Annotated in this window: 11 protein-coding genes; 9 read left to right on the forward strand and 2 right to left on the reverse strand. The window is 63.7% G+C overall.

Features of this window, described 5'->3' with window-relative positions:
- Positions 1-97 precede the first annotated feature (97 nt).
- The gene (murC, locus tag AB7828_RS00490) at positions 98-1,501 is read left to right on the forward strand and encodes a UDP-N-acetylmuramate--L-alanine ligase (RefSeq protein ID WP_120289046.1); all 1,404 of its coding nucleotides are present in this window, start codon (positions 98-100) and stop codon (positions 1,499-1,501) included.
- Between the two features lie 64 nt (positions 1,502-1,565).
- On the opposite strand, the gene AB7828_RS00495 is transcribed toward murC, so the two are convergent.
- Positions 1,566-1,901: a GIY-YIG nuclease family protein gene (locus AB7828_RS00495; RefSeq protein WP_120289047.1), complete on the reverse strand. Its 336-nt coding sequence runs from the start codon at positions 1,899-1,901 to the stop codon at positions 1,566-1,568.
- 125 nt (positions 1,902-2,026) lie between these two features.
- On the opposite strand from AB7828_RS00495, the gene murB reads away from it, so the two are divergent.
- Positions 2,027-2,947 (forward strand): UDP-N-acetylmuramate dehydrogenase, encoded by a 921-nt coding sequence (gene murB / locus AB7828_RS00500; RefSeq protein ID WP_441232174.1) that lies wholly within the window; start codon positions 2,027-2,029, stop codon positions 2,945-2,947.
- 66 nt (positions 2,948-3,013) lie between these two features.
- On the opposite strand, the gene AB7828_RS00505 is transcribed toward murB, so the two are convergent.
- Positions 3,014-3,823: a DUF4239 domain-containing protein gene (locus tag AB7828_RS00505; RefSeq protein WP_441229079.1), complete on the reverse strand. Its 810-nt coding sequence runs from the start codon at positions 3,821-3,823 to the stop codon at positions 3,014-3,016.
- A 133-nt stretch (positions 3,824-3,956) separates the two neighbouring features.
- Between AB7828_RS00505 and AB7828_RS00510 the strand changes: the two genes are divergently transcribed.
- The 7 genes from AB7828_RS00510 (at position 3,957) to recN (ending at position 13,869) form a co-directional block, all read left to right on the forward strand.
- The gene (locus AB7828_RS00510) at positions 3,957-4,970 is read left to right on the forward strand and encodes a D-alanine--D-alanine ligase family protein (protein ID WP_441229080.1); all 1,014 of its coding nucleotides are present in this window, start codon (positions 3,957-3,959) and stop codon (positions 4,968-4,970) included.
- 519 nt (positions 4,971-5,489) lie between these two features.
- Positions 5,490-6,494 carry a cell division protein FtsQ/DivIB gene (locus AB7828_RS00515; RefSeq protein WP_441229081.1) on the forward strand — a complete coding sequence of 335 codons (1,005 nt, stop codon included), beginning with the start codon at positions 5,490-5,492 and terminating at the stop codon, positions 6,492-6,494.
- Entirely contained in the window at positions 6,491-7,816 is a 1,326-nt protein-coding gene (gene ftsA, locus AB7828_RS00520; protein WP_068734085.1) for a cell division protein FtsA, read from the forward strand. The genes AB7828_RS00515 and ftsA overlap by 4 nt, the downstream gene beginning before the upstream one ends.
- A gap of 98 nt (positions 7,817-7,914) precedes the next feature.
- A complete protein-coding gene (ftsZ, locus tag AB7828_RS00525; protein WP_441229082.1) occupies positions 7,915-9,684 on the forward strand; it encodes a cell division protein FtsZ in 1,770 nt (589 codons plus the stop codon).
- Between the two features lie 346 nt (positions 9,685-10,030).
- Positions 10,031-10,996 (forward strand): UDP-3-O-acyl-N-acetylglucosamine deacetylase, encoded by a 966-nt coding sequence (gene lpxC, locus AB7828_RS00530; RefSeq protein ID WP_089267338.1) that lies wholly within the window; start codon positions 10,031-10,033, stop codon positions 10,994-10,996.
- A 289-nt stretch (positions 10,997-11,285) separates the two neighbouring features.
- Positions 11,286-12,182, forward strand: a complete 897-nt coding sequence (locus AB7828_RS00535; RefSeq protein WP_441232175.1) for an outer membrane protein assembly factor BamD — start codon at positions 11,286-11,288, stop codon at positions 12,180-12,182.
- Between the two features lie 13 nt (positions 12,183-12,195).
- On the forward strand, positions 12,196-13,869 hold the full coding sequence (gene recN / locus AB7828_RS00540; RefSeq protein ID WP_120289050.1) for a DNA repair protein RecN: 1,674 nt from the start codon (positions 12,196-12,198) through the stop codon (positions 13,867-13,869).
- Positions 13,870-14,049 lie beyond the last annotated feature (180 nt).

Genomic DNA, 14,049 nt, shown 5'->3' on the forward strand with positions numbered 1-14,049 from the left:
TTTGAAGGAGTCATCTGTTAGACAAGCCTTGGATGCCCGGACGTCCAGCGAAGCTCGCTTCGCGCTGCCCGGGCATGATGGAACATAGAGACGCCCCATGAGACTGCCGCGCGAAATCGGACCTATTCACTTTGTCGGTATCGGCGGCATCGGCATGAGCGGCATCGCCGAGGTGCTGTGCAATCTCGGTTACACCGTGCAGGGCTCGGACGCCTCCGAAAGCGCCAACGTCAATCGTCTGCGCGAGAAGGGCATCACCATCCATGTCGGCCACAAGGCCGATAACGTGTCGGGCGCCGACGTGCTCGTGGTCTCCACGGCGATCAAGCGCGACAATCCGGAACTGATGGCTGCGCGTGCCCAGCGCATTCCCGTCGTCCGCCGCGCCGAGATGCTCGCCGAATTGATGCGCCTCAAGAGCTGCGTCGCCATCGCCGGCACCCATGGCAAGACCACGACGACGTCGATGGTCGCGGCACTGCTCGATGCCGGCGAACTCGATCCGACCGTCATCAATGGCGGCATCATCAATGCCTATGGCACCAATGCGCGCCTCGGCGCCGGCGAGTGGATGGTGGTGGAAGCCGACGAGAGCGATGGCACCTTCCTGAAGCTGCCCGCGGATGTCGCCATCGTCACCAATGTGGATCCCGAACATCTCGATCACTTCAAGACCTTCGATGCCGTGCAGGATGCGTTCCGCCACTTTGTCGAGAACGTGCCGTTCTACGGTTTTGCCGTGATGTGCATCGATCACCCCGTGGTGCAGAGCATCGTCGGCAAGATCGAGGATCGCCGCATTATCACCTACGGACAGAACCCGCAGGCCGATGCGCGGCTGGTCGATCTGAAACCCGCCAATGGCGGCTCAAGCTTCAAGGTCGCGTTCCGCGATCGCAAGGCCGGCACATCGCACGAGATCGATAATCTGTTGTTGCCGATGCCCGGTCGTCACAACGCACTCAATGCCACAGCTGCGATTGCCGTCGCGCATGAACTCGGCATGTCCGATGAGGCGATCCGCAAGGCCATCGCCGGCTTCGGCGGTGTCAAGCGCCGCTTCACCAAGACCGGCGAGTGGAACGGCGTCACCATTATCGACGATTACGGCCATCATCCCGTGGAGATTTCCGCCGTGCTGCGCGCCGCGCGTGAAAGCACCGCAGGCAAGGTGATCGCCGTGGTGCAGCCGCATCGCTACACGCGCCTGCAGTCGCTGTTCGAGGAATTCTGCACCTGCTTCAACGACGCCGACACCGTGATCGTCGCCGACGTCTATCCCGCCGGCGAAGCACCGATCGAGGGCATCGACCGCGACAATTTCGTGCTCGGCCTGCGCGCCCACGGCCATCGCGAGGTGATCCCGCTGCAGGAATCTGCGGCGCTTGCGGGTCTTGTCGCGGGTGTTGCGAAGAGCGGCGATACGGTGGTGTGTCTGGGTGCAGGCAACATCACGCAATGGGCTTACGCATTGCCCGGCGAATTGAAGGCGCTGGGGTGACTTGATGGGGCATACGCTGCAGAAGAGTTCGTCATGGCCGGGCTTGTCCCGGCCATCCACGTCTTTACTGCGTAATGAGAGGATACAGGTCGTCCCAGTTCGGATTGTCGATCATGATCTTCCGAACCTTCCACGCCCGCGGCCAGTGCTTGATGTTATGCTCGCGCTGAATGGCGTCGCGGATGTCCTCGAAGCGCTCGAAATACACGAGCAGCTTGAGATCGTACCGCTTGGTAAAGCCATCGACGAAGCCGGATCTGTGTTCGTGGACGCGGCGCACGAGATCGTTGGTCACCCCGACATACAGGATGCCATTCGGCCGATTGGTCATGAAGTACACGTAACCACCTGCCATGTTGATAGCTCGAAAGGCGTGGATGGCCGGGACAAGCCCGGCCATGACGGAGTTACATTTTCGCCTTATCACATTTGCGAGCGCTCCGCACTTTTTAGTAGTAGTCTCGACTCTCTCTCGTCATGGCCGGGCTTGTCCCGGCCATCCATGCCTTCTTCCTGCGCAGTAACATGACCTTCCCCGACATCACCCCCTCACTCAAATCTGCGATGCCCGATCTGCGCGGGCGCCTGCTCGCGAACGAGTCCCTGGCGCCGCTGACATGGTTTCGTGTCGGCGGTCCGGCGCAGGTGTTGTTCACGCCAGCCGATGAAGACGATCTCGCTTACTTTCTGTCGAAGCTGCCGAGCGATATTCCGGTCACCGTCGTCGGCGTCGGCTCCAATCTCATCGTGCGCGATGGCGGCATTAAAGGCGTCGTCATTCGCCTGAGCCCGCGTGGCTTCGGCGCAACGTCAGCCGATGGCGACATTGTCAGCGCCGGCACGGCTGCGCTCGACAAGCGCGTGGCAGAAACGGCGGCAGCGGCGAATGTCGGCGGGCTGGAATTCTATTTCGGCATTCCCGGCTCCATCGGCGGCGCGCTGCGCATGAATGCTGGCGCCAATGGCGACGAGACCAAGGATGTACTGATCGAGGCGACCGGCATCGGCCGCGATGGCAAGAAGCATGTCTTCGACAATGCCGGCATGCAATTCGTCTATCGCAATTCCGGTGTCGATCCATCGATCATCTTCACCTCGGCGAGATTCCGTGGAACGATTACAGAGCCCGCAGCCATTCGCTCGCGCATGGACGAGGTGCAGGCGCATCGCGAGACCGCGCAGCCGATCCGCGAGAAGACCGGCGGCTCGACATTCAAGAACCCGCCCGGTCACTCCGCCTGGAAGCTGGTCGATACTGCAGGCTGCCGCGGGCTACGCGTCGGCGGCGCGCAGGTGTCGGAGATGCACTGCAATTTCCTGATCAACACCGGCGACGCCACGGCGAGCGATATCGAAACGCTCGGCGAGACCGTGCGTGCGCGCGTGCTAGCGCAGTCGGGCATCGACCTGCACTGGGAAATCAAGCGGATCGGCGTCGCGCCGTAACACGATATGTCTGACGCGTTTCCTTAATGCGAACCGGCACCACTTCGCTCGGAAACGCTTTGGCTGCTATTTCGGCGGTCGCGGCAGTGCCGACGCCGGTCCGGCCTCGCTGATGCTCAGCAAATTTTCCAGCGGCGCAGGGGCGACGCGGAAGGCGCCGTCGAACGGATGTTCCTGCAGCGCGATAATGCCGAGAGCGACGATGGCGCCGCTGGCGAACACCGTGAGCGCCGCGAGCATGGCCCGCGGCCGTTCCAGATGCACCAGCGCCAGCGCCAGTTGCGTGATCAACCCGAGCAGCAGGACCGACGTCCATTTCAGATCGTTGGTGTGGTCGGTCGACAGGCTGAGCCGGTCATTGCGCGCGGTCCCGGCGCGGATCGAGGCACCCATCAGCGCCCCATGCACCGTGTTGCTGGCGTCGCGCGTGATGGCGGGATCGCTGATTTCGCGCAGCAGGCTGTCATAGGCTACGTCGGTGCGCGGCGACTTCAGGCCGAGGAGCATTGCCGGCCATTCCTCCGTCACTTCCGATGTCACATAGGCCTTCAGCGCGGCGCGTATGTTGGACATGTCGGTGACCGATGCCACGCTCAGCGTATGGATGTTGCGCAGCTCGCCGGCCTCGATCTGAACGGCGCGGACGGCCTGGCGGTTGCGGTCGCCGACATCGCTGGCAAGGAAGCCCGTGAGCAGGCCGAACAGGATGGCCACCGAGGAAAAGAAAGGCGCCACGATGCCGTGGATGGACCGCAGCCGCATCGACAGCAGCCGGCTGGAGGTCAGCCCCACAAGGATCAGTGCGACTCCGTAATAGATGGTGCCCAGCGTCGCGAAGATGCCGAAGGTAGAGAGTTCGAGCCAGGCTCTGATCATCAGGTCGCTTCCATGTCACCGCGGGGCGGGCTCGCAAAACCGCCCCCGACAAGGCATTATATGACTCGGCTAGCTCGATGCTATTGCCTTGTCGGCAGCGGCGCGATTCGCGGATGGGTTCGGAGACGACACGATGACGGAGCAGGCGAGACCTCAGCGGATCACCATCATGTTTGGTGGCCTGAACAAGGAGCGTCTGGTGTCGGTGGCCTCCGCACAGGCGCTGCATGGCGCGCTGCCCGATGCGGATCTCTGGTTCTGGGATGCCGATGACCGCGTCTACGAGACGTCGGGCACGGCGCTGCTCTCCCATGATCGTCCGTTCGAGGATCCGTTCAAGCCCGGTGGCAGCAGCATCGGCGTGCTGACGCAGGCGCTCGACAAGGCCCAAGCCGAGAACCGTGTGCTGGTGCTCGGCATGCATGGCGGCGCTGCGGAGAATGGTGAGCTGCAGGTGATGTGCGAAATGCGCGGCATCCCGTTCACGGGTTCCGGTTCGGCGTCATCCAATCTGTCTTTCGACAAGGTCGGCGCAAAGCGCTTCGCAGCCATCGCAGGCGTGCCCATCGCGGCGGGTGTCGCATTGAACGACATGGAAGCTGCGCTCGCCGAATACGGCAAGCTGATCGCCAAGCCCGCGCGTGACGGATCGAGCTACGGCCTGATGTTCGTCAATGCGAAGCAAGATCTCGTTGCCGTGCGCAATGCGGCCAGGACCGAGGACTATGTGATTGAGCCGTTCGTCGCTGGCGTTGAGGCGACCTGCGCCGTGCTGGAGCAGGCCGACGGCTCGCTGATCGCATTGCCGCCGATCGAGATCATTCCGGCCGATGGCGGTTTCGACTATGAGGCGAAGTATCTCGCGAAGTCGACGCAGGAGATCTGCCCCGGGCGTTTCACGCCGGAGGTTTCAGCGGCGATCATGGATTTCGCGGTGAAGGCGCACCGCGCGATGTCGTGCCGCGGCTATTCGCGGTCGGACTTCATCGTGTCGGCCAAAGGCCCAGTCTATCTGGAGACCAACACGCTCCCGGGTCTGACCAAAGCCTCGCTCTATCCCAAGGCGCTGAATGCCCAGGGGATCAGTTTCGTGGATTTTCTGAACGGACAGATCGAGCTCGCGGTGAAGCGGGCAGGCGGCTTTTAACCTCTCCCCGCTCTGTGCGGGGAGAGGTCGCCGCGTCTTCGCGGCGGGTGAGGGGCAGCGCACCGTGCTCTCCTCATCGCTGGCGTTTGCAGATCGAAGCGCCCCTCACCCCAGCCCTCTCCCCGCAAGAGCGGGGCGAGGGAGCGCACCAGCGATTCACCGCCGCACCACCCGATCCCCGCGTTAATTCCGGCAACCCGGTGATGCCGGCCACGAAGCCGCCGCAGTTCCCTCGGGCGCGTCGGCCACACCTCGGCTAAAGTCTTCCACAGCCGCATCAAATCGCGCTCTGCGCCCATCCCCTTTACACTTTGTTTACCAGGAAGGCCGAAGGTTAACGCTGGCGGCGCGTGTGCGCTTGGCTGCCGAGGCGTGAGCTTTGCGGGGATTCCGTGACGACGCGTATCGATGGAAAACCGGCCTTTTTCAAAGGCTTGAATCCATCCCGGCAGGACCGAGACGTCACTCGCGCCTCAAGTCCCGCGCCAATGCGGACGTAACCTGTGACGAGCTCGTGGTATGGATGGTGGAGGACGCCTCTCTCGGTCGGTGCGACCCTTGAGGCCCCAAGCTGATCTTAAAATGGCTGCCCTTGGGGCAGGCATTCTGCTGCGCGAGCAGCTGAGCCCGCTCGCCCGCTTCTGGGCCCGCTTTCGTGCCGCCAAGCCTGCCGTCCGCGAGCAGAGCTCCAATAGCTTCATCGCGACGCTTGAGCGTTACGCGCCGCGCCGCGTCGGCATTGCGGCCACCGTGCTGATGCTGACGGGCAGCCTCGCGCTCGGCGTGGTGAAAGGCAATCACGTTGACGAAATGGTCGAAGCTTTCAGCGATGCGCGCAATGCCGCCGCCAATGCCGCCGGCTTCCGCATTGCCTCCGTCATTCTCAACGGCCGCAAGCAGCTGACCCAGGACGAGATCCTGGCCATCGGCGGCGTCAATGGTCGCTCCTCGCTGTTCTTCCTCGATGCCGCAGCTGTCCGCGACAAGCTCAAGGCCAATCCGTGGATCGCCGACGCCAATGTGCTGAAGCTGTATCCGAACCGTCTGCAGATCGATGTCACCGAGCGCACGGCTTTCGCGCTGTGGCAGGAGGACGGTCGTCTCTCGGTGATCGCCGATGACGGTGCCGTTCTCGAAAATTACGTGTCGCGCCGCTTCATGTCGCTGCCGCTGGTGGTGGGCAAGGGCGCCGACAGCAACGCCAGGGATTTCCTCGCTTTGCTGGATCGCTACCCGCAGGTCCGCTCGGTCACCAAGGCCGCGATCTTCGTCGGCGAGCGCCGCTGGAATCTCCGCCTGAAGGATGGCCTCGACATCCGCCTCCCGGAAATCGACGTCGGCAACGCGCTGGCCATGCTCAGCAAGCTCGACAAGGAAGATCGCCTGTTCTCGCGCGACATCGTCGCCATCGACATGCGGCTGTCGGATCGGCTGACCGTGCGGCTGTCGGAAGACGCAGCGAAGGCGCGCGAAGATCTGTTCAAGGCACAAGACAAGTCCAAGAAGAAGGCTGGCGCGGCATGACCGGTCTCGATCGCAACCAGGCGCCGAAAACGCGTCAGATGGCGGCCAACCGCACCGCGCTGGTGGCGTCGCTGGACGTCGGCACCAGCAAGATCGCGTGCATGATCGCGCGTCTGCGGCCATCCGCGCCGAACGAAGCCCTGCGCGGCCGCAGCCATGCGGTTGAACTGATCGGCTACAGCCAGATCCAGTCGCGCGGCGTCAAATCTGGCGCGATCGTCGATATGGGCGAGGCCGAGCAGGCCGTCCGTCAGGCGGTGGCGCTGGCCGAACGTATGGCCAAGGTTCGCGTCGAATCCGTGCTGCTGTCTGTGTCGGCCGGTCGCCTGCAGGGCCAACTGATTGAAGCGTCAGCCGATATCAAGGGCGGCGCCGTCACAGCGTCCGATATCGCACGTGTCACCTCGACCGGCATGCGCCACGCGACGCCGCCGGGCCGCACCGTGCTCCATGCATTGCCGGTCGGCTATTCACTCGATGGCGTGAAGGGCATTCGCGATCCCAAGGGCATGGTCGCCTCGCAGTTCGGCGTCGATATGAATGTCGTCACTGCGGACGCGACGGTCGCGCGTAACCTGATGCTGGTCGTCGAGCGCTGCCATCTCAATGTCGAAGCCATGGCTGCGGCGCCCTATGTCGCAGGTCTCTCTGTTCTCACCGATGACGAGACCGATCTCGGCGCTGCGGTCGTCGAGATGGGCGCAGGTACGACAACGATCGCGACCTATTCCGGCGGACGCTTCGTGCACGCGTCGGGATTTGCGGTCGGCGGGCAACACATCACCATGGATCTCGCGCGCGGACTCGGTGCTTGCATCGCGGATGCCGAGCGAATCAAGACGTTATATGGCACGGTGCTGACGGGTGGCTCCGATGCGCGCGAACTCATGAACGTGCCGACGGCTGGTGATAACGATCGCGATTTTCCGCAGGTCGTATCCCGCGCCACGATCGCGAACATCGTGCGTCAGCGTGCCGAGGAGATTTTTGAAATGGTCAGGGACCGGTTGGCGGATTCGCCCTTCGCTGCAGAACCGCGCGCACGCGTGGTGCTGTCAGGCGGCGCGTCGCAGCTCACGGGCCTTGCCGAACTCGGCAGCCAGATTCTCGGACGGTCCGTTCGCATTGCACGACCACTCGGCTTCGGCCGGCTGCCCAATGAAGCCAAGAGCGCTTCGTTCGCGGTGCCGTCGGGCCTCTTGGTCTATCCGCAATTCGCTCATCTTGAACATGTCGAACCGCGGCATACGCGGCAGCTCAAGACAGGGACCAGTGACGGTTATTTCGGAAAGGTCGGACGATGGCTTCGAGAGGGCTTCTGATGAAATTTTTCCGGCCAATGTTTTTTCCATCTCCGACGCCATCGGCCACCGGCCAATGGCATGACCACACAACGCGCGCGTAATCGAGAGGCAACCTCATGACCATCAATCTCAACGTTCCTGATATCAGCGAGCTGAAGCCCCGCATTACCGTGTTCGGTGTCGGTGGCGCTGGCGGCAACGCCGTCAACAACATGATCACCGCCGGTCTGCAGGGCGTCGATTTCGTCGTCGCCAACACCGATGCGCAGGCGCTGACCATGTCGAAGGCCCAGCGCATCGTGCAGATGGGCACGCAGGTCACCCAGGGCCTCGGCGCCGGTTCGCAGCCCGACGTTGGCGCTGCTGCCGCGCAGGAAGTCATCGACGAAATCCGTGATCACCTGACCGGCGCCAACATGGTGTTCGTCACCGCCGGCATGGGCGGCGGCACCGGCACCGGTGCAGCGCCCGTCATCGCCAAGACCGCGCGCGACATGGGCATCCTCACCGTCGGCGTGATCACCAAGCCGTTCCACTTCGAAGGCCAGCGCCGCATGCGCACCGCCGAAGCCGGTATTGCCGAGCTGCACAAGGTGGTCGACACGCTGTTGATCATCCCGAACCAGAACCTGTTCCGGGTCGCCAACGAGAAGACCACTTTCGCCGACGCTTTCGCGATGGCCGACCAGGTGCTCTACTCGGGCGTTGCCTGCATCACCGACCTGATGGTCAAGGAAGGCCTCATCAACCTCGACTTCGCCGACGTGCGCGCAGTCATGAAGGAGATGGGCAAGGCGATGATGGGCACCGGCGAAGCCACCGGTGAGAAGCGCGCGCTGACCGCAGCGGAAGCTGCGATCGCCAACCCGCTGATCGACGATAGCTCGATGAAGGGGGCCCGCGGCCTGCTGATCTCGATCACCGGCGGCAAGGATCTGACCCTGTTCGAAGTCGACGAAGCCGCGACCCGTATTCGCGAAGAAGTCGATGCCGACGCCAACATCATTGTCGGCGCCACCTTCGACGAGAGCCTCGACGGCGTGATCCGCGTGTCGGTCGTCGCCACCGGCATCGAGCAGGCCATGCTGGCCCGCAATTCCTCGGCGCCGGTCACCACAGTGACCTCCGCCGTTGCGGCTCCCGCTGGCAACGGCGCTCCGGATGCCCGCCTGGCCGATCTGACCGCGCGTCTCCGCGCTGACAACCAGCGTCTCGCTGCCGCGGCGGCTGCCAAGTCTACCGGCGCTCCGGCGCCCGCTGCCGCGCCCCGTGCACCTGCGACCAGCCATGAGCGTGCCGCGCTCGCCGCCATCGCCGCTGCCGTGGCTCCGGAAGCCGCTGCGCCGCAGCAGTATGGCGACGTGATGGTGCGTCCGATCGCGCAGAAGCCCTCGCTGTTCCCGGAAGCGCCGCGTCAGGAAGCCCCTGTCGAAGCGCCGATCCCCGAACAGTTCATTCCGCCATCGGCCGAACGTGCTCCGCTGCGCGCTCCGCGGATGCCGAAATTCGAAGAACTGCCGATACCGGCCCAGAACGAGATCCGTCAGGCACGCGGCGAATCGGAAGAGGAACCGCAGAAGGCTCGCCTGTCGCTGCTGCAGCGTCTGGCCAATGTCGGTCTCGGCCGCCGCGACGAGGAAACGGAAGCGCCGGTCTCCGGTCGTCCGTCGGCCCCGCCGATGGCTCCGATGCCGCCGCTGCCCGAGCGTAAGCCACAGCGCAGCGTCGCCCAGCAGATGGGCAACGAGCCGCCGGTGTCCGAATACGCCCGACGTCCGGCACCGCAGGGTCTTGATTCTCATGGCCGCCCGGCACCTGTTGCGCCGGCGCCACAGGGCGACGATCATCTGGATATCCCGGCCTTCCTGCGCCGCCAGACCAGCTGACATTTGTTACAATCGTGTCGACGACAGAAGCCCCGGCTGGATCAGCCGGGGCTTTCGTTTGTGACAGCCGCCAAAAGGCAGCAGGATTTCTTAACCTATTGATAGTAAGTCATTAATCTTTACCGACGCGCTCTGCCAATGCTTGAAGGAGCCGTGGAACCGGCAGAAATTTTGGTTAACCCCTGGCCTGATTGCGGCAAAGGTGGGGTAACAATCGGTAAAAAAGCGTGAGTTGGCGCACTTTGTGGCAGGGGTTAATGTGACTGCGACTCGGGGACTCAGGAGGCCGCAAGGTTCGACTGAGAGAGTCCCTCTCATGACGAGAGGCTACTTGGGTGGGTACCTTATGACTTTCAGCCGACAGACAACGCTTGGATCGCAAGCCACCGTTACCGGTGTCGGCGTCCATTCCGGAAAGCCTGTCAGTCTCACGCTTGGACCTGCGCCCGTCGATGCAGGTTATATTTTTGTTCGCACCGGTCTTGAAGGTGCTGATCGCGAAATCCAGGCCGACGCCAAATCCGTTATCGCCACCGAGTTTGCCACCGTGCTCGGCGATCGTGAAGGCCCAATCGTTTCCACCGCCGAACATGTTCTTGCTGCGCTGCGCGGCATGGGCATCGACAACGCCACCATCGAAGTCGATGGACCGGAAGTGCCGATCATGGACGGCTCCGCAGCCGCCTTCGTCGCCGCCATCGATCAGGCCGGCGTTGTGGAGCAGGGCGCCCGTCGCCGCTTCATTCAGGTTCTCAAACCCGTGCAGGTTGCCATCGGTGACTCGTTCGGCGAAATCCGCCCTCACGCTGCGGGCTTCCGCGCTGAAGTCGAAATCAGCTTCGCCAATCCGGTGATTGGCCGCCAGAGCTACGTGCTCGATCTCAATCCCGAATCCTTTCGCCGCGATATCGCCCGTGCACGTACCTTCGGTTGCATGAACGACGTGGCCCGCCTCTGGAGCGCCGGTTTCGCGCTCGGCGCGTCCTTCGAGAATTCCGTCGTGTTCGACGATGACAAGCTGCTCAACACCGAAGGCCTGCGCTACAGCGATGAATGCGCCCGCCACAAGGTGCTGGACGCCGTCGGCGATCTGGCACTGGCCGGTCTGCCGATCCTCGGCGCCTACCGCTCGGTGCGCGGCGGCCATAAGCTTAACAATGCCGTGCTCTGCGCCCTGATGGCCGATCGTTCCGCCTGGAAGATCGTCGAAGCCGATGCCGTCCCTGTCCGCCGCGGCCGCGCCAGCGCCGATGTCACCTCGGGCATGCTTGGCGGCATGATCGCCCCGGCCTTCGGCCCGGACGTGTCCTAAAGATCGGGCTTTCTGGCCTCCTTCTACCCGCTGCCGGTATTTTGCATTGCGCTTTTGCGCGAGCGCGGACCTTTGCGGGCACCGGGACATCCCCGGTAACCATAACCGCCTGTATCTCCACATCCTTCGCCTTAATCCGGGCGAAATGGCTCCGTATCCGGTTGGTTAACGGATGTCATTCGGGTAGATAGAGCACGCGGTCAAGCGAAGCTGCGGGCGCGTATCCGGTTGGTCCGTGATTGTGCGCGTACCGCGCAGACACCGCATGAAGGCGTCAGGTCTCAGATATATGTCGGCACAGCGCATTACGCTTGAATCCAGTGGTTCACTGCTCACCCGTTTCGGCCGCCAGGCGCGGTTCGCCGCGGGCCTCATCGTGCTGGCCGTGCCGCTGAGCGGCTGCGGCACCGGCGCGATCTGGGACAAGTTTGGCACCAAGGACGACACCTTCGTCGAGGAGCCCGCCGACAAGCTCTACAATGAGGGCTTGTACCTCATGAACCAGAACAAGGATCCGAAGGCCGCCGCGAAGAAATTCGAGGAAGTCGATCGTCAGCATCCGTATTCGGAATGGGCGCGCAAGTCGCTGCTGATGTCGGCCTATGCGGCCTACGAATCCGCCGACTACGACACCTGCATCGGCTCGGCCACGCGCTATGTGACGCTGCATCCCGGTAGCCCGGATGCGGCCTATGCGCAGTATCTGATCGCCGCCTCGCATTACGACCAGATCCCGGACATCTCGCGCGACCAAGGCCGCACCGAAAAGGCAATGGCTGCGCTCGAGGAAGTGGTCCGCAAATATCCGACCTCGGAATATGCGACCTCGGCCAAGAAGAAGCTGGAAGGCGCACGCGACCAGATTGCCGGCAAGGAAATGGAAATCGGCCGCTACAATCTCGACAAGCGCAACTACACCGGCGCCATCAACCGCTTCAAGACCGTCGTGACACAGTACCAGACCACGCGTCACGTCGAGGAGGCGCTGATGCGCCTGACCGAGGCCTATATGGCGATCGGCGTGGTCAACGAGGCGCAGACCGCTGCCGCCGTGCTTGGCCACAACTTTCCTGACAGCAAGTGGTACAAAGACGCCTACAATCTTGTAAAGTCCGGCGGTCTCGAGCCGAGCGAGAACAAGGGGTCTTACCTGAGCAAGGCCTTCAAGAGATTTGGCCTCGGTTAGGAACTGACCTCCCATGCTGGCCCGTCTGTCGATCCGTGACATCGTCCTGATCGAACGGCTCGATATCGAGTTTTCCCGCGGTCTTGCAGTGCTGACCGGTGAAACCGGCGCCGGCAAATCCATTCTTCTCGATGCGTTTGCGCTGGCGCTCGGCGGCCGCGGCGATGCCGGGCTCGTGCGCCACGGCGTCGAGCAGGGCCAGGTCACGGCCGTGTTCGATCTCGCCAAGGGCCATCCGGCGCTGGCGATTCTCAAGGACAACGGCTTCGACGACGATTCCGGCGAGATGATTCTGCGCCGCGTGCAGCTCGCCGACGGCCGCACCCGTGCCTTCATCAACGATCAGGCGATCTCCGTGCAGACCATGAAGGCGGTCGGCGCCGCTTTGGTCGAGATCCACGGCCAGCACGACGAGCGCGCCCTGGTAGATGCCGCCACGCATCGCCGGCTGCTTGATGCTTTCGCCGGGCTGGAGAAGGACGTCACCGCGCTGGAGACGCTCTGGGAGGCCCGCAAGTCCGCTTATGCGGCCCTTGAAAGCCATCGCGCCAATATGGAGCGTGCCGCGCGCGATGCCGATTATCTGCGCCACGCCGCCGATGAGCTGAAGAAGCTCAACCCGAAGGACGGCGAGGAGAGCAAGCTTGCGGAGCGCCGCACCGGCATGATGCAGGGCGAGAAGATCGCGGCCGACCTGCGCGAGGCGCAGGAGGCCGTGTCCGGCCATCATTCGCCGATCTCGTCGCTGGCCGCCGCCGTGCGCCGGCTGGAGCGCCGCGCCGGTTCATCGCCGTCGCTGGTCGAGCCCGCGGTGAAGGCGATCGACGTCGCCATCAACGCGCTGGAAGAAGCCGACCAGCATCTTGCCGCCGCGCTCATCGCCGCCGATTTCGATCCTGCGGAACTCGAGCGTATCGAGGAACGGCTGTTCGCGCTGCGCGGCGCCGCGCGGAAATATTCGACACCGGTCGACGGGCTCGCCGCGCTGGCCGCAAAATATTTTGCCGATGTCGCCACCATCGATGCCGGCGCCGGCCAGCTCAAGGGGCTGGAGACCGCGGCCTCTGACGCCGACAAGAAATACGCCGCCGCAGCGGCAAAACTTTCCGCGGCGCGCATCAAGTCCGCCGAGAAGCTCAACAAGGCCGTCATCGCCGAACTCGGTCCGCTCAAGCTCGAACGTGCCAAGTTCATCACCCAAGTCGACAGCGATGCGGCGACGCCGGGTCCGCACGGCATCGACCGCGTCGAATTCTGGGTTCAGACCAATCCCGGCACCCGCCCCGGCCCGATGATGAAGGTCGCCTCCGGCGGCGAACTCTCGCGCTTCCTGCTGGCGCTGAAGGTGGTGCTCTCCGACAAGGGCTCCGCACCGACTTTGGTGTTCGATGAAATCGACACCGGTGTCGGCGGCGCGGTGGCCGACGCCATCGGCGCGCGCCTGGCGCGGCTCGCCGGCAAGGTCCAGGTGATGGCCGTCACCCACGCCCCGCAGGTGGCGGCGAGGGCCGACCAGCATCTGCTGATCTCCAAGGACGCCCTCGACAAGGGCAAGCGCGTGGCGACCCGCGTCAACACGCTGGCGGAGGATCACCGCCGCGAGGAAATCGCGCGGATGCTCGCGGGTGCGGAGATCACCGCCGAGGCGCGGGCCGCAGCGGAGCGGTTGCTCAAGGGTGCGGCGTAAGACGCGCGCAGTTGGGCCTCACACTGTCATTCCGGGGCGCTCGCCTCTTGGCGAGCGAACCCGGAACCGCGGCGTGCGCCTTGTTTCACCATTGTACTCCGTCATGCCCGGCCTTGTGCCGGGCATCCACGTCTTTACAACAGCGCTTCAAGACGTGGATGGCCGGGACAAGCCCGGCCA

The sequence above is a fragment of the Tardiphaga sp. 215_C5_N2_1 genome, from assembly GCF_052076055.1.
GTDB classification, from domain to species: domain Bacteria; phylum Pseudomonadota; class Alphaproteobacteria; order Rhizobiales; family Xanthobacteraceae; genus Tardiphaga; species Tardiphaga robiniae.